This is a genomic window from Altererythrobacter sp. CAU 1778, from assembly GCF_054482795.1.
The window spans coordinates 187851-214850 of the sequence record NZ_JBTLRP010000001.1; the positions used below are offsets into that span (position 1 = coordinate 187851).

Consider the following 27000-nt stretch of genomic DNA (forward strand, 5'->3'; position numbering starts at 1 on the left):
GTCAGTCCTCACGGCCTTCGAGTTCCTTGCCGCTGATCGAGACGACGTGGAGGAGATTGGTCGATCCCGGTGTGCCGAAGGGGACGCCGGCAAGCGCGATCACCTTGGCCCCTGCGGAACCGAAGCCGTGACGCAGCGCCATGCGCTTGCCCTTGGCGATCATCTCTTCGAAGCTGCCGATGTCCTTCGTGGCAACCGCGTGCGCGCCCCACAGCAGGCCGAGCCGCCGCGCGGTCCGCATGCTCGGGGTCAGCACCAGCATCGGCACGCTGGGCCGTTCGCGCGCGACGCGGCGCGCGGTCGAACCCGATCCGGTGAACACCACCACGGCCTTGATCGGGACGGTGTCGGCGATGGTCATGCAGGCATGGCTCAGCGCATCGGCAGTGGTCGGATCGGGCGGCGTGTCGAGGAAGCGGACGCGGGCGAGGTAGCTTTCATCGCGCTCAACCTGCGTCGCGATGCGGTCCATGATGGTGACCGCTTCTTCGGGCCATTGCCCTGCCGCCGTTTCCGCGCTCAGCATCACCGCGTCGGCCCCGTCGTAAACCGCATTCGCAACGTCGGAGACTTCCGCGCGTGTCGGGGCCGGGCTTTCGATCATGCTTTCCAGCATCTGCGTCGCGACGATCACCGGCTTGCCCACCGTGCGGGCAGCGTTGACGATGCGTTTCTGCAGCGGCGGCACTTCTTCGGGGTTCAGCTCCACGCCCAGATCGCCGCGCGCGACCATCACGGCGTCGGATAGTTCGAGCAGTTCGTCCAGCCGCTTGACCGCGGACGGCTTCTCGATCTTCGCGCAGAGCGAGCCGTAGCCGCCCATCAACTTGCGCGCCTCCGCCAGATCTTCGGGACGCTGGACGAAGCTGAGGCCGATCCAGTCGGCGCCCTGTTCGACCGCGAAGGCGAGATCCCTGCGATCCTTTTCGGTCAGCGCGGGTATCGGCACTTCGGCATCGGGAACGTTGACGCCCTTGCGATCCGAGATCACCCCGCCGACTTCCGCCGAACACAGGATCGCGTCCTTCTCTGCGCGGATGACCTTGAGGCGGATCTTGCCGTCGTTGATCAGCAGCCGCTGGCCCTTCTGGAGGATGCCAAACAGTTCCGGGTGCGGCAGGTGGACGCGGTTCTCGTCGCCCGGTTCGGGATTGGTATCCAGCGTGAAATGGCCGGAGTGGCGGATCACCGCCTGCCCGTCCTTGAAGGTACCGACGCGAAGCTTGGGCCCCTGCAGGTCGCACAGGATCGTGATGGGGTGGGCGAATTCCTTTTCCAGCGCGCGGATCGCCCTGAAGCTTTCCGCGTGGTCGGAATGCGCGCCGTGGCTCATGTTGAGGCGGAAGGCGTCGGCCCCCGCCTTGACCAGGCGACGCAGCATGTCGGGATCGCGGCTCGCCGGGCCGACGGTTGCGAGGATCTTGACCTTGCGGCCGCGGGGGTCGAGCTTTGCCATGGCCAGCGGCTATGCCACAGGGCACCGGCAAGACAACCCGCTAAACCCGCGACAGCAAGGACCGACCTGCAATGGATACGAATTCACCCGACCCGCTCGACACGCTGGACGATGCCGTGGCCGCCGCCGCCTTTCGCCGTCTGGTGCGCCATTTGCGCCATCGGCACGATGCACAGAACATCGAGCTGATGGGTCTGGCCGGGTTCTGCCGCAACTGCCTCGCCGACTGGATTCGCGATGCCGGATATGACGGCGACAAGGCACAGGCGCGCGAACTGATCCACGCAATGCCGCAAGAGGAATGGAAGGCCACGCGCCAGTCCCCCGCGACGGAGGCACAGATCGCGGCGATGGAAGCGAGCGTCGCGAAAAACCGCGTGGATTAGGGAAGAGGCGGGTTCACCGCGCGGCTGCGAGCCTCTATCGCGCGGCCACTGATTCCCCCCTGACACGAGACAGAAAGCGATTCACACACTCATGGCCGATACCGATGCAAATGCCACCGACGACCGCCTGCGCCTGCTGATCGAGCGGGTCGAGCGTCTGGAAGAAGAGAAGAAGGGCACCTCCGACGATATCCGCGACGTCTATGCGGAAGCCAAGGCAGTCGGTTACGATCCCAAGATCATGCGCCAGATCGTGCGCCTGCGCAAAATGAAGCCCGACGACCGCAGCGAACAGGAAATGGTGCTCGACACCTACAAGACCGCGCTCGGCATGGTTTGACGCGGGGCGCTTCCCCCATGACGGTCTTCGCCCGCACCACCTTTCGAACCGATGACGGGCTGACGCTGGTCGGCGACGCCGGCGGGCCGGAAGGTGCGCCGCTGGTGTTGCTGATGCACGGCGGCGGACAGACCCGGCACAGCTGGGCGAAGGCGCTCACCTCGCTGGCGCAAGCCGGGTATCGCGTCGTCAATCTCGACGCGCGCGGCCATGGGGAAAGCGACTGGTCGGCCAGCAAGGCCTACGACCCGGCATCGCGCGTGTCGGATATCCGTGCGGTTATCGCCGGGCACGACGGACCCTACGCGCTGGTCGGCGCGTCCATGGGCGGGCTGACCGCTATCCAGGGCATCGGCCTCGGCCTGACGCCCGCGGCGCTGGTGCTGGTCGATGTCGTGCCGCGGCTGGAGAAGGCGGGCGTGCAGCGCATCGTCGGCTTCATGAATTCGCATCACGATGGTTTCGCCTCGCTCGAGGAAGCGGTGGATGCGGTTGCGGCCTACTATCCGGAACGCCCGCGCCCGAAGGACCCCAGCGGGCTGATGAAGAACCTGCGGCTGAAGGACGACGGCCGGCTCTACTGGCACTGGGATCCGGCGCAGTTCGGGATCGAGGATCCTCGCGACTTCCGCAAATCGCTCGACGAGGCGACGAACACCTTGGCCGCCAGTCCGGGCATCGCCGTGATGGTCGTGCGCGGAATGCTAAGCGACATGGTTTCGCAGGCGGGTGTCGATGCGTTCAGCGCGCAGGTGCCGCAGGCGCGCATCGCCGACATCGCGCAGGCGGGCCACATGGTCGCGGGCGACCGCAACGATGCCTTCAACGGGGCGGTGGTGGATTTCCTGCGCGAGACGATGCCGGTTTCCGAGCCCGCTGCCTGAGTCCGTTTCCCGACGATATTGCCCGGAGCGGCGTGCTGGGCTAGGGCGCAGCGCAGACATTCCCTCCATTTCCAGCGGACAGATTTGCAGCCATGGCAGGCCATTCCAAATTCAAGAACATCATGCATCGCAAGGGCGCGCAGGATAAGAAGCGCTCCAACCTGTTTTCCAAACTCAGCCGCGAAATCACCGTGGCGGCGAAAATGGGCACGCCCGATCCTGACATGAACCCGCGCCTGCGCCTGGCGGTCAACACGGCCAAGGCGCAGTCGATGCCCAAGGACAACATCCAGCGCGCGATCGACAAGGCGAACGCCGCAGATGGCGAGAATTACGAGGAAGTGCGCTACGAAGGCTACGGCCCCGACGGTGTTGCGCTGATCGTCGAAGCGCTGACCGACAATCGCAACCGCACCGCCACCGCCGTGCGCACCGCGTTCTCCAAGAACGGCGGCAATCTCGGCACCGAGGGCAGCGTGCAGCACGGTTTCGAACGGCTCGGCCTGATCGAATATCCGGCCAGCGCGGGCGACGAGGAAAAAGTCCTCGAAGCCGCGATGGAAGCGGGCGCGGAAGACATCGAGAGCAGCGAGGACGGCCACACCATCTGGACCGCGGCGGAAGACCTGCACGCAGTTGCCGAAGCGCTCGAAAAATCGCTCGGCGAAGCGGAGAACGTGAAGCTGGCGTGGAAGCCGAACATCACCGTCGAACTCGGCGAAAAGGGCGCGGGCACGCTGCTCAAGCTGGTCGATATGCTCGATGACGATGACGACGTGCAGACCGTGTGGGGCAATTACGAAATTCCCGACGACGTGATGGCGAAGCTCGACTGATGTGGAGCCTGGTCGCGAAGGCGCTGCTTGCCGGCGCGATGATCGCGGCCATTGCGGAAATCGGGCGGCGGATGCCGACCTTCGCCGCGCTGGTGGCGAGCCTTCCGCTCGTCTCCATCCTCGGCATGGTCTTCCTGTGGCATGCCCGACCGGATGCGGAGAACATGGCGGTCCACGCGCAGTCGACCTTCTGGTTCGTCCTGCCGAGCCTGCCGATGTTCCTGCTGATCCCGGTCCTGCTGCGGCATGGCGCGGGCTTCTGGCTGTCGCTGGCGGCGGGCTGCGCGCTCACGGTGGCGCTGTATTTTGCCATGTTGCAGTTCGGGCCGCGCCTCGGCCTGCGGCTGTGAACGCTGCGGCCTGATGCAGCCATGCTGATCCTCGGTCTCGACCCCTCGCTCAGCTGTACCGGCTGGGGCGTGATCCGTGCGGAGGGAAGCCGCATCGCCCATGTCGCGAACGGGCAGGTCAAGACCGACGCCAAGGCTCCCCCGGCAGAGCGGCTGCACCATCTCCACGACGCGATCTTCGCAGTGATCGGGCAATATGCGCCCGACCGCGCCGCGTGCGAGGAAGTATTCGTCAACAAGAACCCGCAATCGACGCTGAAGCTGGCTCAGGCGCGCGGTGCCGTGCTGGCCGCCTGCGGCCGCGGCTCGCTGAGTGTCAGCGAACACGCGGCGCGGCTGGTGAAGAAGGCGGTGGTCGGCAGCGGCGCGGCAGAGAAGCAGCAAGTGCAGGCGATGCTGAAAGTTCTCCTGCCCGGTGCCGCCATAGCCGGGGCCGATGCGGCGGACGCGCTGGCCGTGGCAATCGCCGACGCGCACCTATCCTAGCCGGCTCTCCTGGGTTTCCGGTGGGAAGGCTATCGCCTGCTCCGGAACACGGCGAGACACTCCGGAGTTTTGCCTGTCAGAACACAGTTCCATGTGTTCCATCCAACACGACCGACCCGAAGGAACGCGCCTTGATCGACCTCTATGGCATCCCGAATTGCGACACCGTGAAGAAGGCGCGAAAGTGGCTCGACACGCAGGGCATCGCTTACGAATTTCACGACTACAAGAAGGAAGGCGTGGACGGAGAGGCGCTGTCCCGCTGGGCCGATGCGGTGGGCTGGGAAGTGCTGCTGAACCGCCGGGGCACGACCTTCCGCAAACTCGACGAAGCGGACAAGGAAGACATCGACCGGGCAAAGGCGCTTGCGCTGATGGAAGAGCATCCCAGCATGATCAAGCGCCCGGTGGTCGAAAAGGCACAGCGCGTGCTCGTCGGCTTCACTCAAAGCGAATGGGAAAATGCGCTTGCCTGACCATGCGCCTGAACGATCCGACGAGGACTGGATGCGTGCCGCCCACGATCATGCGGTGGCGCAAAAGGGCACCGATCCGGCCGACACGCCGATCGCCGCGGTCCTAGTGCGCGACGGCCGGGAGGTCGCGCGCGGCGTGAACCGCACGGCCGAATGCTGCGATGCGACCGCCCACGCGGAGATCGTCACCTTGCGCGCTGGCGGCGAAGCGGTGGGCGACATGCGGATCAAGGGCGCGACGCTCTATTCGACCTTGCAACCCTGCGGCATGTGCACCTTTGCCAGCATCTGGGCGGGTGTATCACGCATCGTCTACGGTGCTGGGCGCGACGACGTACACGAGATGTATTTCGAGGATCGCCACCTCTCGACGCTCGATTTCGTGGCCGACGCATACAAGGACGACCTCGAACTGGTGGGCGGCATTCTCGCGGCCGAATGCGCGCGGTTGTATTACGGCCCCGACGACGATGTGCCGGAGAGCGAGCAGGCCAACGACTAGGCGCGCCGGTGCGCGGTGACGATGTAGTTGAGCGAAAGGTCGCCAGACAGATGCAGCCCCTTGCCGGGCGAGAACGCGATGCCGCGTGGCTCGCCCATCGCAAGCCCTTGTGCGGCAAGCAGCACTTCCAGTTCCTCCGGCGTAACGAAATCGGACCAGTTATGCGTCCCGCGCGGGATCATGCCGAGCAGTTCGGCCCCCTCGACCAGCAGCAGCTTCGACTGCGGCGTACGGTTGGGAGTGGACAGGACCATCAGCCCGCCGGGCGCAAGGCGCTGCGCCAGCGCGGCGACGAAGGCGGGCTTGTCGGCGACGTGCTCGATCACCTCCATGCTTGTGACGAGGTCGAACTGGCCGAGGCCGATCTCGCCGAGCTCTCCCGCCCGGTAGTCGATTGCCAGCCCGCTCCCCGCCGCGTGAGTCGCAGCCGCCGTTATATTCTCGGGCGAGGCATCCACGCCCGTCACCTCGGCGCCGAGCCGTGCCAGTGGTTCGCACAGCAGCCCGGCCCCGCAGCCGACGTCGAGCGCGCTCTTGCCCGCCAGCGGGCGTACATTGTCAATATCGCCCGCCCAGTGCAGGTCGATCGCCTCGCGCACGAAGCCGAGCCGCACCGGATTGAGCCGGTGGAGCATGGCGGAGGAGCCCTTCGGGTCCCACCATTCCCTGGCCAGCGCGCCGAAATGCGCCGCCTCGTGCGGGCGGATCGTTGCAGCGGGCGAAGTTTTGCTTGGTGTCACGCGTGTTGCATCGCTCATTCGCTCTGGCTAGCAGCCTCACCACCAGCATTCCAGCACGGAGGCCCACGGATTTGGCCCGTATCGTGATGAAATTCGGCGGCACCAGCATGGCCGGGACGGAACGTATCCGCCGGGTGGCCAGTATCGTGCGTCGCCAGCAGGCCGCAGGGCACGAGGTCGCCGTGGTGGTCAGCGCCATGGCGGGCGAGACCGACCGGCTTGTCAACTTCTGCCGGGAGGCGAATCCGCTCTACGATCCGGCCGAATACGATGTCGTGGTCGCAAGCGGCGAACAGGTGACGAGCGGCCTGCTCGCGCTCACTTTGCAGGCGATGGGCTGCAAGGCGCGCAGCTGGCTCGGCTGGCAGATGCCCGTCCAGACGGTGGAAGCCCACGCAAAGGCGCGCGTCGCGACGATCGATGCGCCGGACATGATCGCGGCGATGGAAGCGGGCGAGATCGCGGTCATCCCCGGCTTCCAGGGCGTGTCTGACAAGGGACGCATCACGACCCTGGGCCGCGGCGGATCGGATACTTCGGCGGTGGCGGTCGCGGCGGCGGTCAAGGCCGACCGCTGCGACATCTATACCGACGTCGACGGCGTCTACACCACCGACCCGCGGATCGTCGCCAAAGCGCGCAAGCTGAAGGCGGTGACCTACGAGGAAATGCTCGAACTGGCGAGCGTCGGAGCCAAGGTGCTCCAGACCCGCAGCGTCGGCCTCGCGATGAAGGAAGGGGTGCGCGTGCAGGTGCTCTCCAGCTTCATCGATGACGATGCGACCCCGGCAGACGAAATCCCCGGCACGCTGATCGTCAGCGACGAGGAAATGAACCAATTGGTGGAGACAGGCGAGATGGAACGCCAGCATGTGACCGGCATCGCCCACGACAAGAACGAAGCGAAGATCATCCTCACCCGCGTGCCGGACAAGCCCGGCGCGGTGGCGCATATCTTCGCCCCGCTGGCCGACGCCAGCATCAATGTCGATATGATCATTCAGAACGTCGGGCGCGACAAGGGCGAGACCGACGTGACCTTCACCGTGCCTCAGGCGGACCTCGCCCGCGCGCAGGCCCTGCTCGAGGACAAGCGCGGCGAGATCGGCTTCAACCGCATCATCACGGATAGCCACATCGCCAAGATCAGCGTCGTCGGCGTCGGTATGAAGAGCCATGCAGGCGTCGCCGCCACCATGTTCCGCGCGCTGTCCGATCGCGGCATCAACATCCAGGCCATCTCCACCAGCGAGATCAAGGTCAGCGTGATGATCGACGAGGACGAGACCGAACTCGCCGTGCGCGTATTGCATACGGCCTACGGCCTCGACGCGGCGGACGAAGCGGCCTGAAGCGTCAGCCGCCCGGCACGGTTCGGCGCATTGGCAAACCCGCGCTAACCCAATCTTAACTCTCGCAGCCGACTCCCGAATGAAAAGGAGTCGGTTCGCTGTCAGTCACTGCCCATCTCGAAGAAAACGCCGCCGGTCGAAGCGACCAGCGCCGTGTCCTGCGGTTCGAAACCACCGGCGCCCTGCCTGAAGGCAGCGCGGTCGCGGTCAAGGTGCACAACGCCTCGACCACCGGGCTGTTGCTGGAAACGGCGAGCGAGCTCGCGGTCGGCGATCCCATCGATATCGACCTGCCGCAGGCCGGGGTGACCTCTGCCACGGTCGTATGGGTCAGCGGCAGCCTGCACGGCTGCAAGTTCGACGAACCGCTGAGCGCAGGCACGCTGAGCGCCGCGCAGCTCCGCAGCGATACCGCGCTCGGTCTCGAACCGGACGACGGCGGGCCGATCGGCGAATCCTTCGGCGCCATGCTGCGCCGCCTGCGCGGGGAGCGCGGCCTGACGCTGGAGCAGCTTGGCGACAGCCTGGGCGTCAGCAAGCCGACGGTCTGGGCGTGGGAGCAGGGCAAATCACGCCCGCAGGACGACCGCATCGATTCCCTGGCGAGCGAACTGGGCGTCTCCGCCGACGTCCTTCGGAACCCCCGGCGCGGCGCAGGGGCGGCCGAATTGGTCGCACGCAGTCGGGAGCAGATCGCCCACGCGTATAATGTCGACGTTGGCAAAGTGAAGATCGCCATCGAATTGTGACCGAGTTGCCCGCACTTAAATGACTCGCCAAAGCGACCTTGATGGTTAATAAAAGACTTATCGAATCACAGTAAAGTCAGTTAACTAACAAGTATAACTTTCTTCGGGTTGTCATTCGATGTTGCGTCTGTTCGTCTTTGGCGAATGCAAATTGGATGCGGGGCATGACATTACAGGGGGCTGGGCTGTCCTTGCAGGAGGGGGCAGCCTTTTGCAGCCTGCTGGCGGAAGCTGGCGGCGATATTTTTCTACGATGCGATCCGCGCGGGTTCGTCCAGCACGCAGCCGGTGGGACCGATCAGATCGGGCTCAGGCTCGATGCGCGGCTGATTGGACCCAAGCTGGCAGAACTCGCGGTTCCGACCCACGTCGAGCGGCTCGAACGCCATGTCAGCGGCGTGTTGTCAGGTCAGTTGCGCGGCGCCTGGACGGAAGTGCAGTTACGCACTGTCGAGGGGACGGCCAGCTGGTATGTCCTGCAATTGCGCCCGCTGCATGACGGCGCGCGCAATCTGGTCGGCGCAATCGCCGCGTTGCGCTGCGTCGATCGGGAACGTCGCCTGCGCGACCGTCTGTTCCAGGCGGCGGTGACGGATCAGCTGACGGGTTTTGCCAATCGCCGCGCCTTCATCGCGATGCTCAACCACCTCGCGCGACGGGACGAGGGCGGTGCCGTCGCGCTGATCAGGCTCAACGGTCTCAGCGCTATCAATCTGCGCTTCGGCGCAAGCGCGGGTGACCGCCTGCTCGGCGCGGTAGCAGGGTTTCTCCGCGAACGCGTGACTCGCAGCCATATCGTGGGTCGTACCGGCGGTGAGACCTTCGGTCTGATCCTGCCCGATGGCTGCGTGGACGAAGCACTGCGCGTTGCCGAGCGCATCGTGGGGGATCTGACGAAGGCTGCCCGCGTGCAGAGGCAGGATGCGAGCGGCATCACCGCGAATGCCGGAGTGGGGGCGATCGCCGTTTCGGCCGACGAGAGTTTGCGGCAGGCCGAGCTTGGGCTGGTCGCCGCCAATGCCCGTGGTCCGGGGGTCGCCACCCCCGCGCACCGCCGCGTGAAACAGCTGGCGATGCGCGGGTAAGAGCTTATTCGGCGGCTTCGCGCATGGCTTGGCCTTCTCCGCTGATGGAGAGGGCGCTGGCCATGCCGGGCGCTTCCGACTTGCCGCCGATCTTGTCACGGACCATCTTTTCGATCCGTTCGCCGATCTTCTGGTCGACGGCCTTCCAGTAATCGAACGCGCGGACCAACACCTTCTCGCTGACGCCGTCGGCGAGGTGCCCGGCGACGTTGGAGACGAACCGGTCGCGCTGCGCGTCGTCCATCACGTCGTTGATCAGAGCACGCGGCTGGCTGACGTCGTCATCATCCTCGCGCAGGGTGTAGGCCTGTCGCACCATGTCGCCGTCCGACTGCCAGGTCGCTTCGCCCCCTACCTGCGGTTGGGCCGCCGGGCCGCCGTAGGAGTTGGGCGCATAGACGGGATCGACGGCATTGACGGTCCGACCCTGTCCGGCGCGGCTGTAGGAGTTGACCTCGGCGTTGCGGGCCGAATTGACCGGGATCTGCTTGTAATTGACGCCAAGGCGCGCGCGGTGGGCATCGGAATACGAGAAACCGCGTGCAAGCAACATCTTGTCGGGGCTCAGGCCGATGCCGGGCACCATGTTGTTCGGCTCGAACGCCAGCTGTTCGATCTGCGTGTCCCAGTCGACCGGGTTCTCGTTGAGAACCAGCTTGCCGACCTCGATCAGGGGATAGTCGGCATGGGGCCACGTCTTGGTAAGATCGAACGGGTTGATGCGATAGGTCGCCGCATCGTCATAGGGCATGATCTGCCATTTCAGCGTCCAGCTGGGATAGTCGCCCTTGTGGATCGCGTCGAACAGGTCGCGGCGATGATAGTCGCTGTCTTCGCCTGCCTTCTTCACCGCTTCGTCCTGGGTGAAGTGGGCGTTGCCGCTCATCTCGCCGACGTCGGTATGGAAGTGGAACTTGACCCAGAACTTCTCGCCGTCCTCGTTGATCAGCATGTAGGTATGGCTGGAATAGCCGTTCATCTCGCGCCAGTTCTTCGGCACGCCGCGGTCGCCCATCAGGTACGTGACCTGGTGCGCGCTTTCCGGGGACAGGGTCCAGAAATCCCACATCATGTCGTGGTCGCGCAGGCCGTTGTCGGCCCGCCGCTTCTGGCTGCGGATGAAGTGCTGGAATTTCAGCGGGTCGCGGATGAAGAAGATCGGCGTGTTGTTGCCGACCATGTCGAAATTGCCGTCCTCGGTATAGAACTTGACCGAGAAACCGCGCGGGTCGCGCCACGTATCGGGGCTGCCCCGCTCGCCTGCGACGGTCGAGAAGCGCATGGCGGTTTCGGTCTTCACACCCGGCTGGAACAGCTTGGCCTTGGTGTATTTGGAAACGTCGGCCGTGGTCTCGAAATAGCCGAACGCGCCTGAGCCCTTGGCGTGAGGCTGCCTTTCCGGAATCCGTTCCCGATTGAAGTTGGCCATCTGCTCGATCAGGTAGTGATCGTTGAGCACGATAGGCCCGTCGCGGCCAACGGTCAGCGAATGTTCGTCGCTCTGAACCCGGATGCCGGCATCGGTGGTGGTGGGGGGGACGGTTTTGCTCATGAGTGAATCCTTTCTGCGCGAAGCGCATGCAATATCCCTACGGCCTTGCCGCCCGCCCGTTCCTCAATATGCGATCAGCCGTTGCGTTCGGTCATCCGATGTCGTCGGCACTGAACGGATACTGGCGCGGCTGGTGCTGCACGCTGATCCAGCGGGTGACCGTGAACGCATCGACCGCCCATTGCCCGTTGAACCGACCGATGCCCGAATTCTTGACCCCGCCGAAGGGCGCGAACGGGCTGTCATTGACGGTCTGGTCGTTGATATGCGTCATCCCTGCCTGGACCTGCTTTGCAAAGGCCAGCGCCCGGCCCTCGTCGCGGCTGAACACCGCGCTCGACAGGCCCATCTCCGTCGCGTTCGCCAGTTCGAGGGCGTGGCTTTCATTGCGGGCGCGCTGGATCGGTGCGACCGGGCCGAAGATCTCGTTCGCGACCAGGCAATTGTCCTCGGCCACATCGGTAAACACGTGGGGCGCAATGACGAGGCCATCGCTCTCTCCGCCAAGAGCGCAGGTTGCCCCCTGATCCTTGGCCTTGGCGATCATGTCGTTGATCTTCTCGAACTGGTCGCGGTTGACGATCGGACCGATGAAGCATTTCGGATTGTCGCGCTCTCCGACCGGCAACTGCTTCACCCGCTCGACGAACTTGCTGACGAATTCGTCGTAGATGGCGTCTTCCACGACGATACGGTTGGCGATCATGCAGATCTGGCCCTGGTGCATGAACTTGCCCCAGACGCTCGCTTCGACCGCAAGATCGAGATCGGCATCGTCGAGCACCACGATCGGGCTGTTGCCGCCAAGCTCCAGCTCGACCGGCTTGATCTTCTCTCCGTCGAGCGCAGCCTTGCCCACGCCCCTGCCAACAGGGGTGGAGCCGGTGAAGCTGACGACAGAGGGGATCGGGTGGCGGATCAGCGCATCGCCGATAGTCGATCCTGAACCGGGAAGGACCGCAACGAGCCCTTCGGGAAGCCCAGCTTCCTCGCAAACGGCAGCGAAGATCGTTCCGCCTGTCACGATGGTATCGCTGGCAGGCTTGATCACCACGCCATTGCCCAGCGCGAGGGCGGGGAACAGCGTGCGCGCGGTAAGCTGAAGGGGGAAGTTCCACGGGCTGATCAACGCCACGACACCGGCAGGCTGGCGATAGGCGCGCGATTCCTTTCCGGGGATGTCCTCCGGCACGATGGCCCCTTGCGCAAGGTAGGGCAGGGTCGCGGCTTCGGACCGGGCAACCTGCGTCACCAGCATCAGTTCGAGCGCGGCTTTCAGCTTCGTGCCGCCCGCCTCGCGCACGATCCATGCCGCGATCTCGACCTTCCGGGCTTCGAGAACGTCTGCGATCGCGTGCATCTTGGCGGCCCGGGCAGCCGGCGGCAGGGCGCCCCATTCCTTTTGCGCTTCGAGGCTGGCTTGGCAGGCTTCTGCAACGTCCTGCTCGGTGGCGCTGGCCATCTCGAAAATGGTGGTTTCGTCCCACGGACAGATATTGGCGATGGTCTCTCCCGATCCTTCGCGCCACTGGCCGGCGATGTGGAGACGGTCGAGGTTCTGATAGGTTTTGCTCATGCCTTACCAATCCTCGTGCGGCCTTAGGTTTCCCTGCCCGCCAACAGAAAAGCCCCCGACATCGCTGCCGGGGGCTTCCTGCGACCCGAGGGGGCTCGGGGTCAAAGCATGCGGGTGTTCCGCTTACTTGCTGTACTTGGCGTATTCGATGTCGAAGCGGTCGGCTTCCATGACCTTCGTCCACGCCTTGACGAAGTCGCGCGCGAACTTTTCCTCATTACCGTTTTCCGCATAGACTTCGGCCACGGCGCGAAGCTGCGAATTCGAACCGAAGACGAGATCGGTGCGCGTGGCACGCCACTTTTCCTCACCCTTGAGACGGCACTTGCCGACGAATTCCTCGTCGCCGCTCTCGTCGACCACTTCCCAGACCGTGCCCATGTGGAGCAGGTTGACGAAGAAATCGTTCGAAAGCACGCCCGGCCTGTCCGTCAGGACGCCGATGCGGTGGCCGTGCTTGGCATGGTCGCTGACGGCGCCCAGTGCACGCATCCCGCCCAGCAGTGCGGTCATTTCCGGAACCGACAGCCCGAGCAGGTCCGCCCGGTCGATCAGCATGTCTTCCGTCTTCACCGAAGCTTTGGTCTTGAGATAGTTGCGGAAACCGTCGGCGAAGGGCTCCAGCGGCTCCCAGCTCTCGGCATCGAACTGCTCTTCGGTGGCATCGCCGCGACCGGTCGAAACCGGCACGGTGATGTCGAAGCCGCCATCCTTGGCAGCCTTTTCGACCGCCGCTGCGCCTGCCAGCACGATGGCATCGGCCATCGACAGGTCACCGCGCAGTTCTTCGAGCTTGCTCAGAACCTTGCCCAGTTCGTTGGGATCGTTGACCGCCCAGTTCTTGATCGCATCGAACCGGACATGCGCGCCATTGGCGCCGCCACGATGGTCCGACCGGCGATAGGTGCTGGCCGAAGCCCATGCTGCCTTGACCAGTTCGCGAACCGAAAGACCGCTGTCGAGGACAGCCTTCTTGAAGTCGGCGACCGCGCTGTCCGAAGGCTTCGTGCCGGCGGGGATCGGATCCTGCCAGATCAGGTCTTCGCTGGGCACGTCCGGGCCGAGGTAACGGACCTTGGGGCCCATGTCGCGGTGGGTCAGCTTGAACCATGCGCGGGCGAAGGCATCGTCGAGCGCCGCCTGATCGTCGCGGAAGCGTTCGGAGATCTTGCGATATTCCGGGTCGCGCTTCAGCGCCATGTCGGCAGTGGTCATGATCGTCGGAACCTTCTTGTTCGGGTCCCGTGCGTCCGGCGCCATGTCGGCTTCTTCCGGATTGATCGGCGTCCACTGGTTTGCACCGGCAGGCGACTGCACCAGTTCGTATTCGTACTTGAACAGCAGGCGGAAGTAATCGTTGCCCCACTGTGTCGGGTTGGGCGTCCAAGCGCCTTCGATGCCCGAAGTCGTGATGTGGCCCTTGCCGATCTCTTCCGGGTCCGTCAGCCAGCCGAAGCCCATGGTGTGCAGGTTTTCGCCTTCAGGCGCCTTGCCGAACGTGTCGGAAGGCTTGGCACCGTGGCACTTGCCGAAGGCGTGGCCACCAGCCGTCAGCGCGACCGTTTCCTCGTCGTTCATCGCCATGCGGGCGAAGGTTTCGCGCATGTCGCGCGCCATGCCTTCTGCATCGTGCGGATTGCCGCCCGGACCTTCGGGGTTGACGTAGATCAGGCCCATCTGGATCGCGGCGAGGGGGTTTTCCAGCGCCTTGCCTTCGTCGGGAATGATGCGGGTTGCAACGCCTTCGTCGACCCACTGTTCTTCCGTGCCCCAATAGACGGTTTCAGGCTCGAACACGTCCTTGCGGCCGCCGCCGAAGCCGAACACCGGGCCGCCCATGCTTTCGATGGCGACGTTGCCGGTCAGCACGAACAGATCGGCCCAGCTGATGTTCTTGCCGTACTTCTGCTTGATCGGCCACAGCAGGCGGCGGGCCTTGTCGAGGTTGCCGTTGTCGGGCCAGCTGTTGAGCGGAGCAAAACGCTGCTGCCCGCTCGAAGCGCCGCCGCGACCGTCGCCGGTGCGATAGGTGCCCGCAGCGTGCCACGCCATGCGAATGAAGAAGGGACCGTAGTGACCATAGTCGGCCGGCCACCACTCCTGGCTGTCGGTCATCAGCGCGGTCAGATCCGCCTTCAGCGCATTGTAATCGAGCGTGTTGAACGCTTCGCAGTAGTTGAAGTCTTCGCCCATCGGATCGACCGTGCGGCCGTCCTGCGTCAGCGGGGACATATCGAGGCTGTCGGGCCACCATTCGCGGTTGGTCCGGCCGAACAGCGCACGCATGTCGCCATTGCCGGTAAACGGACAGCCGCCGCTCATCTCGCCGGTTTTCATATCCATATGAAGTCTCTCCTGATCGCAAGGTTTGGGAGCGAGCCGCGCACGACTCGCTAGGATTGCTTTGCTCACAGTGACCGCCTGCGCCTGATTAGTCCAATCGATTAAATGGAGCGGACTAATCGTCTGAGGCGGTCAGGCGACACGGCTGTCGGGCAGCCGATCAGGATACGCGAAGCGCGCAGGCCGGGTTCCGGCGATGGACTGCGGCTGGTCGGCCGATCAGGCCGCTTCGGCGCTCCGCGAAGCGCGCTTGCGCTCATGCGGGTCGAGGTGGCGCTTGCGCAGGCGGATCGACTGCGGTGTCACTTCGACCAGTTCGTCCGGCTGGATGTAGGCAATCGCCTGTTCCAGCGTCATCTTGCGCGGCGGGGTCAGGCGGATGCCGTCGTCCTTGCCGCTGGCGCGGAAGTTGGTCAGCTGCTTGGACTTCAGCGGATTGACCTCGAGATCCTGCGGCTTGGCATTCTCGCCGATGATCATGCCCTGGTACAGTTTCTGGTTCGGGGCGATGAACAGGACGCCGCGTTCCTCGATCGTGTTGAGCGCGTAGGCCTGCGCCTCGCCCTGTTCCATGGAGATGAGGACACCGTTCTGACGGCCTTCGATCTTGCCCTTGTGGGGGCCGTACTTCTCGAACAGGCGGTTCATGATCCCGGTCCCGCGCGTGTCGGAAAGGAACTCGCCGTGGTAGCCGATCAGCCCGCGGCTGGGCGCGCTGAACGTCAGGCGGGTCTTGCCGCCGCCGCTGGGGCGCATGTCGGTCATCTCGGCCTTTCGCAGGGCCATCTTCTCGACGACCGTGCCGGAATAGTCGTCGTCAACGTCGACCACGACGGTTTCATACGGCTCCATCCGCTCGCCGTTTTCTTCGCGGAACAGCACGCGGGGGCGGCTGATCGACAGCTCGAAACCTTCGCGGCGCATGTTCTCGATCAGCACGCCGAGCTGCAATTCGCCGCGGCCAGCGACTTCGAAGGCGTCCTTTTCGGCGCTTTCGGTGACGCGGATGGCGACGTTGGTCTCGGCCTCACGCTCCAGCCGGTCACGGATGACGCGGCTCTGCACCTTGTCGCCTTCGCGGCCCGCATAGGGGCTGTCGTTGACGGCGAATGTCATGCTGAGCGTCGGCGGATCGATTTCCTGCGCGTGAATCGGCGCAGAGACGTCGGGATCGCAGATGGTGTTGGAAACTGTCGCCTCGGTCAGGCCCGCGATGGCGACGATGTCACCGGCGCGCGCGTGCAGCACGGGGACTCGTTCCAGCCCCTGGTAGGCGAAGACCTTGGTCGCGCGACCGGCTTCGACCAGATTGCCGTGCACGTCCATCGCCTTGATCGGCATGCCGACTTCCAGCCGACCGCTTTCGACGCGGCCGGTGAGAATACGCCCGAGGAAATTGTCGCGGTCGAGCAGGGTGGCGAGCATGGCGAAGGCGCCGTCCGGATCCAGATCGGGCTCCGGCACGTGACTGACGATCTTCTTGAACAGCGGCGTCAGGTCACCGTCACGCGCGTCGATGTCCTCGCTCGCATAGCCGGAGCGGCCCGAAGCGTAGAGGACGGGAAAATCGAGCTGTTCGTCATTGGCGTCGAGGTTGACGAACAGGTCGAACACTTCGTCCAGCACCTCGTCCGCGCGCCCGTCAGGACGGTCGATCTTGTTGACGACGACGATAGGCTTCAGACCGAGGCCGAGCGCCTTGCCGGTCACGAACTTGGTCTGCGGCATCGGGCCTTCCGCGGCATCGACTAGCAGGATCACGCCGTCGACCATGCTGAGAATGCGTTCCACCTCGGCACCGAAGTCGGCGTGGCCCGGCGTGTCGACGATGTTGATGCGATACGGCTCGTGCCCGCCTTCGGGCGTCCACTCGATACTGGTCGGCTTGGCGAGAATGGTGATCCCGCGTTCCTTTTCCAGTTCATTCGAATCCATGGCGCGTTCTTCCACGCGCTGGTTGTCGCGGAAGGTGCCGGACTGGCGGAACAGCTGGTCGACCAGCGTGGTCTTGCCGTGGTCAACGTGGGCGATGATCGCTACGTTGCGCAGCGATTGGGGCGTGGAGGCCATTGTGATGTCTTTCGAGAACGGATGCGCCACATGGCGCTGAATCAAGTTGCGCGCGCCCCTAGCAGGCGTGTTGCGCTGCAACAAGGGTAGTTAGCGCCTGCCGCTTGCGCGCGCGTCGCCCGCCGACTAACGCCGCGCGCCATGAACTACACCAAAACCACGGCGCTGATGCAGCGCGGCATCGATTTCCTCGGCAGCGAACATGCCATCCTGTGCGGGGCGATGAGCTGGGTGTCGGAGCGCAACCTGGTGTCCGCGATCAGCAATGCCGGCGGCTTTGGCGTAATCGCCTGTGGTGCAATGACGCCCGACCTGCTCGATGCGGAAATCGCGGCGACCCGGGCGATGACGGACAAGCCGTTCGGCGTAAATCTCATCACCATGCACCCGCAGATATTCGACCTGATCGACGTCTGCGCGAAGCACGGTGTCAGCCACGTGGTGCTGGCCGGCGGCATCCCGCCCAAGGGCAGCGTGGAGGCGATCAAGGCATTCGGCGCCAAGGTCATCGTTTTCGCGCCCACGCTGGCGCTGGCCAAGAAATTACTGCGAAGCGGTGGCGATGCGCTAGTGATCGAGGGGATGGAGGCGGGCGGCCATATCGGGCCTGTCTCCACCAGCGTCCTGGCACAGGAATTCCTGCCCGCGCTGGCGGAGGATCACCTCGTCTTCGTGGCCGGAGGAATTGGCCGGGGTGAGGCGATTGCAGGCTATCTGGAAATGGGCGCGGTCGGCGTGCAGCTTGGCACCCGCTTCGCTTGCGCGACCGAGAGCATCGCGCATCCCGACTTCAAGAAGGCGTTTTTCCGCGCCAGCGCGCGCGACGCGGTTGCGAGCGTGCAGGTCGATGCCCGCCTGCCCGTCATTCCGGTCCGCGCGCTTAAGAACAAGGGTACCGAGGAATTCACCGCCAAGCAGCGCGAAGTGGCAGGTATCCTCGACCGCGAGGAAATCGCGATGGCCGAAGCGCAGTTGCAGATCGAGCATTACTGGGCGGGCGCGTTGCGCCGCGCGGTCATCGATGGTGACGTGGAGAACGGCAGCCTGATGGCCGGGCAGAGCGTCGGCATGGTCAAGGAAGAAGAACCGGTCGCCGCGATCATCGCCTCGCTGATGGCGCAGAGCGAAAACGCGCTGACGCGGCGCTGAAATGGCCGACCCGCTGGTCCTGACCCTGTCCTGCGCCGACCGGCCCGGACTGACCGCCTTGGTGACGGGCTTCCTCGCCCAGCGCGGCGGAAACATCCTGGAGGCGCAGCAGTTCAACGACCGCGAGGCTGATCGCTTCTTCATGCGGATAGAGTTCGATCCCGGCTCGGCCGCGCGCGAAGCGCTGCGCGGTGAATTTGCCGGTCTGGGTCGCGAACACGACATGGAATGGAAGCTGGCACTCCGCGACCGTCCGCGCCGGGTCATGTTGATGGTCAGCAAGTTCGATCACTGCCTGGCCGACCTGATCTATCGCTGGCGAATCGGCGAGCTGGCGATGGAGCCGGTAGCCATCGTTTCCAACCACCCGCGCGAGGCGATTGCGCATACCCCGCTGGGCGACCTGCCTTTCCACCACCTTCCGGTCACGCGCGAGATCAAGGAGCAGCAGGAAGCGCAGGTGCGCGCGCTGGCTGAAGAGGTCGATGCGGAGCTGGTGGTGCTGGCCCGCTACATGCAGATCCTGTCGGACGAGCAGGCCGCGCATTTCGCCGGACGCTGCATAAACATCCACCATTCCTTCCTGCCCGGCTTCAAGGGCGCCAAACCCTATCATCAGGCGTTCGAGCGCGGCGTGAAGATGATCGGGGCAAGCGCGCATTACGTCACCGCCGATCTCGACGAGGGGCCGATCATCCATCAGGACGTCGAGCGGATCACCCATGCCGACACGCCTGATGAACTGGTCCGCAAGGGCCGCGACATCGAGCGCCGGGTGCTCGCCGAAGCCGTCCGCCTGCATCTGGAAGAGCGGGTGCTCATGAACGGCAAGCGCACCGTGGTGTTCAGGGACTGACCTGCGCGTTCCAGTCGCAAGGCACGGACCGACAAGCACCTTGCCAGCGCAGCACGGCAGACTACCTTGGGCGCGACGGGACAAGGGAGAACGACAATGTGCGACAGTGAAATGCTCACCGGCTGGGACAAGGACGCGAAAGCGAAAGGCTTGTCGCGCCGCCAGTTCGGCGTGCTGGGCGGGGCAGCGACGCTCGCCGCATGTGCCGGCATGACGGAGGCGCAAGGCGATGCCGCCGGTCTTTCCGAAGGCAATGTCACTTATGCCGGACCCGGCGGGCAGGTCGATGGCTTCTTCGTCCATCCTGCCACCGGCAAGCATCCTGCCGTCATCTTCTGGCCGGATATCGCAGGGCTGCGCGAAGCCAAGCGCATGATGGCTCGCCGCCTCGCCAGTTCCGGCTATGCCGTGCTGGTGGTGAACCCCTATTATCGCGACGTTGCAGGCGAGCAGTTCACCGATTTTGCCGCGTTTCGTTCCGAAGAAGGCTTCCAGAAAGTCGGCCCCTGGCGTGACAAGCTGAAGGCCGAGGCGATCGTCGCCGACGCCAAGGCACATGTCGCCTGGCTCGACGGGCAGGACGTGGTCGATAGCGCGCGCGGCATCGGCACGCAGGGCTATTGCATGGGCGGACCGTTCACCGTCTGGAGCGCCTATGCCGCGCCATCGCGGGTCAAGGCAGCGGGGAGCTTCCACGGCGGCGGGCTCGCCACCGACAGCGACATGAGCCCGCACAAGCTGCTCAGCAATGCGCCTGCCAGCTACCTTTTCGCCATCGCCCAGAACGACGACGAGAAGGCACCGGGCGACAAGGTCGCGCTGCGCGATGCTGCTGCCGCGGCGAGCGTGCCGGCAGAGATCGAGGTCTATCCCGCCGACCATGGCTGGTGCGTGCCGGATTCCCCGGCCTACGACCGTGATGCTGCGGAACGCGCGTGGGGCCGCCTGCTCGCGACCTACTCCGCCGCGCTCTAGCTCACCCCAGTCCAGGCATGACCGGCCGCTTGTAAAGCGGTCCGGTTTTGCTTGCCTGCGCCCCCCTGCGCGCTAATCTCTCCCTCGGACGGATTGTCTTGGGGGAAGTCATGAGTTTTCTGATTACGTTGCTCGCCATTTTGCTGATCGCGATCCTGTTCGTCGCGATGGGCGTGCGGGTCGTGCGGCAGGGTTATGTCTACACGATCGAGCGGCTGGGCAAGTTCACCCTTTCCGCCGAGCCGGGTTTTCATTTCATCATCCCGTTCATCGATCGCGTCGGCCAGAAGGTCAACGTGATGGAACAGGTGCTCGACATTCCGGGCCAGGAAATCATCACGAAGGATAACGCCATGGTGGGCGTGGACGCCGTGGTGTTCTTCCAGGTGCTGGACGCGGGCAAGGCGGCGTACGAAGTCGCCAATCTCTACGCCGCGATCATGGCGCTGACGACCACCAACCTGCGCACCGTCATGGGCAGCATGGACCTCGACGAAACGCTGTCGAAGCGTGACGAGATCAACGCGCGCCTGCTTTCGGTCGTCGATCACGCGACCTCGCCCTGGGGGGTCAAGATCACCCGCGTCGAGATCAAGGATATCCGCCCGCCGCGCGACATCTCCGAAGCGATGGCGCGCCAGATGAAGGCCGAACGCCTCAAGCGCGCCGAGATCCTCGACGCCGAGGGTGAGCGCGCGTCCGACATCCTGCGCGCCGAAGGGCAGAAGCAGGCGGCCATTCTGGAGGCCGAAGGCCGCCGCGAAGCCGCCTTCCGCGACGCCGAGGCGCGCGAGCGTGAGGCGGAGGCAGAAGCCAAGGCGACCGAATTCGTCTCGAACGCCATCGCCCACAGCGGCAGCGCGGCGATCAACTACTTCGTGGCACAGGAATACACCAAGGCAATCAAGGCCTTCGCCACTTCGCCCAATGCCAAGACGATCCTGTTCCCGGTCGAAGCGACCCAGCTTATCGGCACCCTCGGCGGGATCGGCGAACTGGCCAAGGAGGCGCTCGGCGACTTCACGCCCGGTACGACGGTGGATACGCCCGTGCGCCAACGACCGGCGCAGACGAGCGTACCGCCGACGCGTGGCAATCCGGGCGGCAATCCCGGCGGAGGTGAATGATGGACTGGCTGGATACGATCGAGGCCCACTGGGTCTGGCTGGCGATCGGGCTGATCCTCGGCTCGGCGGAAATGCTGGTGCCGGGCGTCTTCCTGATCTGGCTGGCGGGCGCGGCGATCATCACCGGGCTGGTCGCCTGGATGCTGCCGGTCGGCCTGCCGGTGCAGATCGTCCTGTTCGCAGTGCTGGCGATGGCCTCGGTCTTCATCGGGCGCCGCTATCTGCGCGACAACCCGATCCACGATGCCGATCCCTTGATGAACCGTCGCGGCGCAAGGCTGGTGGGTGACACGGCGACCGTTACCGTCGCCATCGACGGCGGCACGGGCCGCATCCGTCACGGCGATAGCGAATGGCTCGCCAAGGGCGAGGATGCCGTGCCGGGAGAGCGCGTGCGCATCATCGGCAGCGACGGTTCGATCCTGCTGGTGGAGCGTGTGTCCGCCCCGTAGGCCTCGCCCTCAGGCCACGCGCTCGGCAAAGCGGCCGTGCTTGCGGTAACGCGTCATCCAGTCGTCCAGCAACAAGCCGATCGGGCGCGGGTTTATGCCGAGCCTGGCAATGCCGGGCAGTTCTCCGCCGGGCACGCTACCCTGCTGCAACAGCTTCCACTGCTGCGTATTCATCGGCGTGAGCGGCAAGGCTGCAAACAATCCGGAGGCCGCGTCCGGCACCGGCACAAAAGTGCGCTGGCGATATTGCGCCTCTGCCAGCATCTCGTGAAGTTCCATCATGGAAATGGCCTGCGGTCCGCCGATCTCGTAGGTCTTGCCCCCATGCGTGCCGACATCGCCCAGCGCAGCTGCTACCGCGTCCGACGCGTCGTCCACGTGAAGCAATTGCAGCCGCGATTCCGGTCCGAACACCGGCAACACGGCGAAGCTCTGGATCAGCCCAGCGAGCATGTTCACGAACTCGTCGTCACGGCCGAACAGGATGGAGGGGCGCAGTATCGTCGCCTTGGGGAATGCCTCCCGAACGAGCTGCTCTCCAAGTCCCTTGGTCCTGGCATATTCGACGTCGCTTTGCGGATCGGCTCCGATCGCGGTGATCTGCACGAAAGCCGAAGCCCCTTCTTCCGTCGCCGCCTGTGCTGCCATCTGCGCGCCCTTGGCGTGCAATGCCTCCAGGTCGCCACTGAAGCTGCCGACCATGTAGACCGCCATGTCGGTCCCTCGCATGACCGCCCGCACCGAATCCGGCCTGGTGACGTCGCAGCGCACCAGCTGCAACTGCCCCAGATTGGCGAGCGGTTTCAGCTTGTGCGCCTTTTCGGGATTGCGGCTGGCAATCCGCAGCCGCGCGCCACGCTCCAGCAGGGCCTGCGCGATGTGGGTGCCGAAAAAGCCGCTGCCCCCGATAAGGGTGACGAGCTTGCCTGCGAGTGAGTCAGTCATGTGCCGAATATCTCTTCGGTTGGATGGCGTTGCGTAAGGCAAGCCCTTGCAAGAATGCCGGCGGCCACGCAAGCGGCTGATGCGAATTGGGTGACGTGCGGCGCAAATCCGCATTGACAGCGTGCCATGCCCTTAGCTAGTGGCGCCCTCCTACCCGCGGGACGCGCAACGAAGACGCGCCTCGCCTGTGTGCCCAGATGGCGGAATTGGTAGACGCACCGTCTTCAGGTGGCGGCGCTCGCAAGGGCGTGGAGGTTCGAGTCCTCTTCTGGGCACCATTTGTTCTTCTCACGTTCTCCCAAATAATCTATAAAACCCGCAGAAATCCTAGGGATTTGGCCCTTGGATCGTTCCGGATCGTCCCGCCTGTTCTCGGGGGTTCCAGACACTTTTGTGGGCCTTTTGAGGCCGTTTCGCAAAGGCCCAGATGAAAAGGCCCCCACATGCCGCTGACAGATACTCGCCTCCGCGCACTCAAGCCCAAGGATAAGCCGTACAAGGTAACCGACGAGCGCGGCCTATATGTTGAGGTGACGCCCACCGGCGGCAAACTTTGGCGATTCCGATACCGGATCGGCGGCGCGCAAAAGAAGCTCTGCATCGGCAGCTATCCAGACATCAGTCTCAAGCAAGCGCGAGACGAAGCCTACGAGGCACGACGAGCTGTTGCTTCAGGGGGCGACCCGGCCTTTGAGAAGCGGAAGCGGAGAATCCGCGCCGAGTTCCTTTCTGCACAGACGTTCGAGGCCGTCGCACGTGAGTATATTGAACAGATGATGGTCCAGAATGGCCGTGCCGATGGCACGATCGTCAAGGCCAATTATTTCCTCGACAAGCTTGCGCCTGCCATCGGGAACCGACCCATCAACGAGATCGAGCCGTTCGAAGTCCTGGCTCCCCTCAAACGGCTGGAAGCCACCGGTAAGCACGAGACTGCGAAGAAATGCCGCTCGTTCGCAGGCCGCGTGTTTCGCTACGGTGTTGCTACCACCCGCTGCAAATCCGATCCGACCAGTATGCTGAAGGGCGCTCTCGTAACGCCGAGAGCCACGCATTATGCAGCAATTCTCGAGCCCACCGAGCTAGGCGGGCTGCTGCGCGCAATCGACGACTTCACTGGCTACATGGTGACGAAGTTAGCTTTGCAGATAGCGCCGCATGTGTTCGTACGCCCCGGCGAACTCCGGCACGCCGAATGGCATGAGATCGACCTCGTCGAAGGGGTCTGGAAGATCCCTGCCGGTAAAATGAAAGCGCGCCGAGCGCATGCCGTCCCGCTTTCCAAGCAGGTTAGAGGCTATCTCACTGATCTGGCCGAGATGCTCGGCCGCGAAGGATATGTTTTCCCATCTGCGCGCAGCTCCAAGCGTCCCATGAGTGAAAACACGCTCAATGCCGCATTCCGTCGCATGGGATACTCGAAAGAAGAAGTCACCGCGCACGGACTCCGGGCGACAGCATCGACATTCCTGAACGAGTCGGGCCTTTGGAATCCCGATGCGATCGAGCGTGCCCTGGCACATGGCGACAGCAATGTTGTGCGTGGCATCTACCATCGCGGCAAGCATTGGGACGAGCGCGTGCGAATGGCTCAATGGTGGAGCGACTACCTCGATGAGCTGCGGACAGGAGGAAAGGTCATCATGGGGAAGTTTGCGAAGGGTTGATCGGAAGATCGAATTTCTTCTCAGCCAATGCAGGATTGAAGGCTCAGGACCAGCCCTAGCAGGGACACTGACGCCAGCACGGCGAACTCAATTCTGATGCCCCAGACCTTAAGCCAATTCCGCATCGTGCCGAGCCTCAGTTCGTAGAGCTTTGGCAGCTAAGTTGAACGAAGCGCTCAGCAACAGTCTTCCACGTTGCTATGCCTGCCTCGTCCCCTTCGTTGGATAGCCGCTGGATTTGTTGCGCGATATAAGCGGTTCCCTCTTCGCCATGGTTCTTTTCGACCCAGAGTGCGACGGCCCACAATTCCTGATCGCGGTTCAACACCATGGCTCACGTCTCCCGGTCCAGGTCCGCGCCAGCCCTTCGCTGACCAGCTTATCGCCAAGCGAGCGGCCGCCGCGCGTTACAACCCGCAGTTTACGACCGTACTGATCCTCATCTCTGCTTCCGATGGTCCTCAGTTCAAAAGGCCCGCCATTCAGCAATTCGACAAGGCGATGCGTCGCGCGCATGCCGAGTTGGTATTCATAATCGCAACGAGGCTCGCTGATCTCGGGTGTATCGATGTCAGCAATGCGGATCTTTACGCCATCAAGCCAGAAGGTATCTCCATCCACGACGCATGTGCGCCGGACGGATCCGCAGATGTCGAATTGTGGGGAGCTTGCTTGCTGGAATAAAGCCTGAGGGTACTGATCGTCGATAGCAAGGCTGGCGTCATGGACTGGCCAGTTGAGTGCCAGCATCCCTCCAGCAAATACGATCGCGAATGCTCCCAAACCCAACGCGATCTCCTTTCTCAACTTCCGGCGCTTCTGTGCCTTCAACGCCTTGCGAAAGTCGAACAGCTCACCGGGGGTCTCATTCACTGGCGTTGTCCGTCTTCATTCCGGCACGTGATTTCAGACAATAGCCGGAAATCAGGTAGTTTCGTCAATTGTACGTACCAATTGCTTGCCAACGTCCCAACACGGATCGGACATATTGCGGCGTTTCACCATTGTTGGGAATGCCGCGTGATCGGGAGACGGCACCTGGGCCAGCATTGTAAGCAGCCAAGGCCAGGTGGACCGCGTCGAACCGGTCCAACATATCGCGAAGATACCGGGCGCCACCGTCGATCGATGCAAGAGGGTCATGACGGTTACGGACGCCCATTTCTCGCGCCGTGGCCGGCATAAGCTGAGCCAGCCCGGCAGCACCCGCTGGACTCACGGCCATCGGATTGAAGCGGGACTCAGCCCAGATAAGAGCACGAAGCAGGTTGGTCGGAAGCCCGTACCGGCGCTCGGCCTCGGCTATTGCGGCCATATACAGGCCTTCCCGGTAGGATACGTTTGCTGGCTCTGCTTGGTAGATTGCAGGAAGATATTGCCTTGCCGGCTGCTGGTCAGTCTTCGGCGGAACGATCGCGTGCTCGAACAAGGTGAAATCCTGCGCGCGGACTTGCTGTGAGGAGGTCGCGATCATCCCCAGACAGGCGACCGCTATCGCGGTCAGACGATTGAGGCAGGTCATCTCGATTTGTACTCCATTGATTCGAATCGAAAGAGAACATAAAAAGAACATGCGCCTGTAGGAAATCGGGAACTGGATTTTGGGGCTGCCAACCAAGCAAAAAGCGACATCGGGAGTTGCGCTGGCCGGGATTCGCGCAGGCTGATCGCGGAGCAGCGCCGACTGTGCCGGCTTCTGAGCGATGCGAGCCGCGATCTGCGCTGGTGCGGACGGAATTCGCGCGAATCATCGAGGGAAGCTGATTCGTCCCTTCCTCTATGTTCTCTAGATGTTCTTTTCGTTTTCCTACAGGCTTCCTTCGCGGTTAGCCGGTGAGTCGATCACATCTTGAGAAAAGGATTCATCGATGACCAACATGGCGCTCTTTGCCGAACAACAGGTTCGCGCCGATCTCGCCCGGCTGCTTGTAGCAGCTGTCGAAACCAGCGGCCGTGCCCGCTGCGACATCGCGCGCGATGCGCAGATCCACAAGGATGCCCTGCGTCGCGTCCTTGGCGGCGAACGCTCAGCCAGCCTCGGTGAAGCCTTGCGCATTCTCGCAGCGAGCGGTGTCGCGCCGCACGCACACCTGCTTCTTTTCCTTGTCAGCAGCGGAGATCACGCGATCGCCTGGCTGCAATCGGACCTCGCGCAATTCTTCGAGGACTTTTCCGGCGAATTGCCCTCGGCGCTCGAACGAGTCCTCGGCAACCAGGTTCATGACGTGAAGCCGCGTTGGGCCAAGGGCACGGCACACCGGGTTGCACGGCTGCTCTCCGATCATATCGATGAGCTCGAACGTAAGGACGCCCTGCTTGGCGATGTCTTCGCCGGTGTCGAAGGAGGCCATCGTGGGTGAAGGGATCGACAAGGAAGCGACAGAGCCCCGCCGGGTGACGCGGCTCATTCGCCTGCCCGAGGTTCAGCATCGTGTCGGACTTGGCCGTTCGACGATTTACCGCTGGATGAGCGAAGGCAAGTTTCCGAAGCCGGTGCAGCTGGGTGGATACTCGGTGGCGTGGGCGGAAGAAGATGTGCAGGCCTGGATTTCATCTCGGTTGCGTTGATCGCGGTCCCTCAGCCTGCCGCGGATTTTTGATGAGGTGCACCTATGGCGACGATGGCAACGCACTGGAAATCCAAGC

29 protein-coding genes and 1 tRNA gene are annotated in these 27000 nt (G+C 63.8%); 20 read left to right on the forward strand and 10 right to left on the reverse strand.

What is annotated here, in order from left to right; translation table 11 throughout:
• Window position 1 precedes the first annotated feature (1 nt).
• Complete coding sequence (gene pyk, locus ACXYN8_RS00850; protein WP_458887380.1) at window positions 2–1456, reverse strand: pyruvate kinase; 1455 nt, start codon at window positions 1454–1456, stop codon at window positions 2–4.
• Window positions 1457–1527: 71 nt separating this feature from the next.
• On the opposite strand from pyk, the gene ACXYN8_RS00855 reads away from it, so the two are divergent.
• The 8 genes from ACXYN8_RS00855 (at window position 1528) to ACXYN8_RS00890 (ending at window position 5716) form a co-directional block, all read left to right on the forward strand.
• Complete coding sequence (locus tag ACXYN8_RS00855; RefSeq protein WP_458887381.1) at window positions 1528–1842, forward strand: DUF1244 domain-containing protein; 315 nt, start codon at window positions 1528–1530, stop codon at window positions 1840–1842.
• A gap of 91 nt (window positions 1843–1933) precedes the next feature.
• The gene (locus tag ACXYN8_RS00860) at window positions 1934–2182 is read left to right on the forward strand and encodes a DUF2312 domain-containing protein (protein ID WP_458887382.1); all 249 of its coding nucleotides are present in this window, start codon (window positions 1934–1936) and stop codon (window positions 2180–2182) included.
• Between the two features lie 17 nt (window positions 2183–2199).
• Entirely contained in the window at window positions 2200–3066 is an 867-nt protein-coding gene (locus tag ACXYN8_RS00865) for an alpha/beta fold hydrolase (protein WP_458887383.1), read from the forward strand.
• A gap of 92 nt (window positions 3067–3158) precedes the next feature.
• Entirely contained in the window at window positions 3159–3902 is a 744-nt protein-coding gene (locus ACXYN8_RS00870; RefSeq protein WP_458887384.1) for a YebC/PmpR family DNA-binding transcriptional regulator, read from the forward strand.
• Window positions 3902–4252, forward strand: a complete 351-nt coding sequence (locus tag ACXYN8_RS00875) for a DUF3147 family protein (protein ID WP_458887385.1) — start codon at window positions 3902–3904, stop codon at window positions 4250–4252. The genes ACXYN8_RS00870 and ACXYN8_RS00875 overlap by 1 nt, the downstream gene beginning before the upstream one ends.
• 21 nt (window positions 4253–4273) lie before the next feature.
• Window positions 4274–4738 (forward strand): crossover junction endodeoxyribonuclease RuvC, encoded by a 465-nt coding sequence (gene ruvC / locus ACXYN8_RS00880; RefSeq protein ID WP_458887386.1) that lies wholly within the window; start codon window positions 4274–4276, stop codon window positions 4736–4738.
• Between the two features lie 131 nt (window positions 4739–4869).
• Complete coding sequence (locus tag ACXYN8_RS00885) at window positions 4870–5214, forward strand: ArsC family reductase (protein WP_458887387.1); 345 nt, start codon at window positions 4870–4872, stop codon at window positions 5212–5214.
• Window positions 5201–5716: a nucleoside deaminase gene (locus tag ACXYN8_RS00890; RefSeq protein WP_458887389.1), complete on the forward strand. Its 516-nt coding sequence runs from the start codon at window positions 5201–5203 to the stop codon at window positions 5714–5716. The genes ACXYN8_RS00885 and ACXYN8_RS00890 overlap by 14 nt, the downstream gene beginning before the upstream one ends.
• Here the strand turns inward: ACXYN8_RS00890 and ubiG are convergent.
• Window positions 5713–6474 (reverse strand): bifunctional 2-polyprenyl-6-hydroxyphenol methylase/3-demethylubiquinol 3-O-methyltransferase UbiG, encoded by a 762-nt coding sequence (gene ubiG, locus ACXYN8_RS00895; RefSeq protein ID WP_458887390.1) that lies wholly within the window; start codon window positions 6472–6474, stop codon window positions 5713–5715. The genes ACXYN8_RS00890 and ubiG overlap by 4 nt on opposite strands.
• A gap of 53 nt (window positions 6475–6527) precedes the next feature.
• Here ubiG and ACXYN8_RS00900 point away from each other — a divergent pair, with 53 nt between their 5' ends.
• From ACXYN8_RS00900 to ACXYN8_RS00910, 3 genes are all read left to right on the forward strand, one after another.
• Window positions 6528–7808, forward strand: coding sequence for an aspartate kinase (locus tag ACXYN8_RS00900; protein ID WP_458887391.1), 1281 nt, complete (start codon window positions 6528–6530; stop codon window positions 7806–7808).
• A 158-nt stretch (window positions 7809–7966) separates the two neighbouring features.
• Entirely contained in the window at window positions 7967–8557 is a 591-nt protein-coding gene (locus ACXYN8_RS00905) for a helix-turn-helix domain-containing protein (RefSeq protein ID WP_458888875.1), read from the forward strand.
• Between the two features lie 164 nt (window positions 8558–8721).
• Window positions 8722–9642, forward strand: a complete 921-nt coding sequence (locus tag ACXYN8_RS00910; RefSeq protein WP_458887392.1) for a sensor domain-containing diguanylate cyclase — start codon at window positions 8722–8724, stop codon at window positions 9640–9642.
• A gap of 4 nt (window positions 9643–9646) precedes the next feature.
• Here the strand turns inward: ACXYN8_RS00910 and ACXYN8_RS00915 are convergent, their stop codons facing one another.
• The 4 genes from ACXYN8_RS00915 to typA all read right to left on the reverse strand — a co-directional run bounded on the left by ACXYN8_RS00915 (window position 9647) and on the right by typA (window position 17183).
• Window positions 9647–11194: a catalase gene (locus ACXYN8_RS00915; RefSeq protein ID WP_458887393.1), complete on the reverse strand. Its 1548-nt coding sequence runs from the start codon at window positions 11192–11194 to the stop codon at window positions 9647–9649.
• A 91-nt stretch (window positions 11195–11285) separates the two neighbouring features.
• A complete protein-coding gene (locus tag ACXYN8_RS00920; protein ID WP_458887394.1) occupies window positions 11286–12770 on the reverse strand; it encodes an aldehyde dehydrogenase family protein in 1485 nt (494 codons plus the stop codon).
• 123 nt (window positions 12771–12893) lie between these two features.
• Entirely contained in the window at window positions 12894–15113 is a 2220-nt protein-coding gene (gene katG / locus ACXYN8_RS00925; RefSeq protein ID WP_458887395.1) for a catalase/peroxidase HPI, read from the reverse strand.
• Window positions 15114–15332: 219 nt separating this feature from the next.
• A complete protein-coding gene (typA, locus tag ACXYN8_RS00930; RefSeq protein WP_458887396.1) occupies window positions 15333–17183 on the reverse strand; it encodes a translational GTPase TypA in 1851 nt (616 codons plus the stop codon).
• Window positions 17184–17324: 141 nt separating this feature from the next.
• Between typA and ACXYN8_RS00935 the strand changes: the two genes are divergently transcribed.
• From ACXYN8_RS00935 to ACXYN8_RS00955, 5 genes are all read left to right on the forward strand, one after another.
• Complete coding sequence (locus ACXYN8_RS00935) at window positions 17325–18332, forward strand: NAD(P)H-dependent flavin oxidoreductase (RefSeq protein WP_458887398.1); 1008 nt, start codon at window positions 17325–17327, stop codon at window positions 18330–18332.
• 1 nt (window position 18333) lies between these two features.
• A complete protein-coding gene (purU, locus tag ACXYN8_RS00940; protein ID WP_458887399.1) occupies window positions 18334–19188 on the forward strand; it encodes a formyltetrahydrofolate deformylase in 855 nt (284 codons plus the stop codon).
• A gap of 96 nt (window positions 19189–19284) precedes the next feature.
• Window positions 19285–20163: a dienelactone hydrolase family protein gene (locus ACXYN8_RS00945; protein WP_458887400.1), complete on the forward strand. Its 879-nt coding sequence runs from the start codon at window positions 19285–19287 to the stop codon at window positions 20161–20163.
• 110 nt (window positions 20164–20273) lie between these two features.
• Window positions 20274–21290 carry an SPFH domain-containing protein gene (locus ACXYN8_RS00950; RefSeq protein ID WP_458887401.1) on the forward strand — a complete coding sequence of 339 codons (1017 nt, stop codon included), beginning with the start codon at window positions 20274–20276 and terminating at the stop codon, window positions 21288–21290.
• The gene (locus ACXYN8_RS00955) at window positions 21287–21742 is read left to right on the forward strand and encodes an NfeD family protein (RefSeq protein ID WP_458887402.1); all 456 of its coding nucleotides are present in this window, start codon (window positions 21287–21289) and stop codon (window positions 21740–21742) included. The genes ACXYN8_RS00950 and ACXYN8_RS00955 overlap by 4 nt, the downstream gene beginning before the upstream one ends.
• Before the next feature lie 9 nt (window positions 21743–21751).
• Here the strand turns inward: ACXYN8_RS00955 and ACXYN8_RS00960 are convergent, their stop codons facing one another.
• Window positions 21752–22687, reverse strand: a complete 936-nt coding sequence (locus tag ACXYN8_RS00960) for a complex I NDUFA9 subunit family protein (protein ID WP_458887403.1) — start codon at window positions 22685–22687, stop codon at window positions 21752–21754.
• Between the two features lie 191 nt (window positions 22688–22878).
• Here ACXYN8_RS00960 and ACXYN8_RS00965 point away from each other — a divergent pair.
• Together ACXYN8_RS00965 and ACXYN8_RS00970 are read left to right on the forward strand one after the other, a co-directional pair.
• Window positions 22879–22965: transfer RNA gene (locus tag ACXYN8_RS00965), tRNA-Leu, on the forward strand.
• A gap of 165 nt (window positions 22966–23130) precedes the next feature.
• Window positions 23131–24354, forward strand: coding sequence for a tyrosine-type recombinase/integrase (locus ACXYN8_RS00970; protein ID WP_458887404.1), 1224 nt, complete (start codon window positions 23131–23133; stop codon window positions 24352–24354).
• A 136-nt stretch (window positions 24355–24490) separates the two neighbouring features.
• On the opposite strand, the gene ACXYN8_RS00975 is transcribed toward ACXYN8_RS00970, so the two are convergent.
• From ACXYN8_RS00975 to ACXYN8_RS00985, 3 genes are all read right to left on the reverse strand, one after another.
• Entirely contained in the window at window positions 24491–24685 is a 195-nt protein-coding gene (locus ACXYN8_RS00975) for a DUF6961 family protein (RefSeq protein WP_458887405.1), read from the reverse strand.
• Complete coding sequence (locus tag ACXYN8_RS00980; protein ID WP_458887406.1) at window positions 24676–25227, reverse strand: thermonuclease family protein; 552 nt, start codon at window positions 25225–25227, stop codon at window positions 24676–24678. The genes ACXYN8_RS00975 and ACXYN8_RS00980 overlap by 10 nt, the downstream gene beginning before the upstream one ends.
• Window positions 25228–25291: 64 nt before the next feature.
• Window positions 25292–25876, reverse strand: a complete 585-nt coding sequence (locus ACXYN8_RS00985; protein ID WP_458888876.1) for a lytic transglycosylase domain-containing protein — start codon at window positions 25874–25876, stop codon at window positions 25292–25294.
• A gap of 346 nt (window positions 25877–26222) precedes the next feature.
• Between ACXYN8_RS00985 and ACXYN8_RS00990 the strand changes: the two genes are divergently transcribed.
• Both ACXYN8_RS00990 and ACXYN8_RS00995 read left to right on the forward strand, forming a co-directional pair.
• Window positions 26223–26714: a hypothetical protein gene (locus ACXYN8_RS00990; RefSeq protein WP_458887407.1), complete on the forward strand. Its 492-nt coding sequence runs from the start codon at window positions 26223–26225 to the stop codon at window positions 26712–26714.
• Entirely contained in the window at window positions 26707–26922 is a 216-nt protein-coding gene (locus ACXYN8_RS00995; RefSeq protein WP_458887408.1) for a helix-turn-helix transcriptional regulator, read from the forward strand. Before ACXYN8_RS00990 ends, ACXYN8_RS00995 begins: the two co-directional genes overlap by 8 nt.
• Window positions 26923–27000 lie beyond the last annotated feature (78 nt).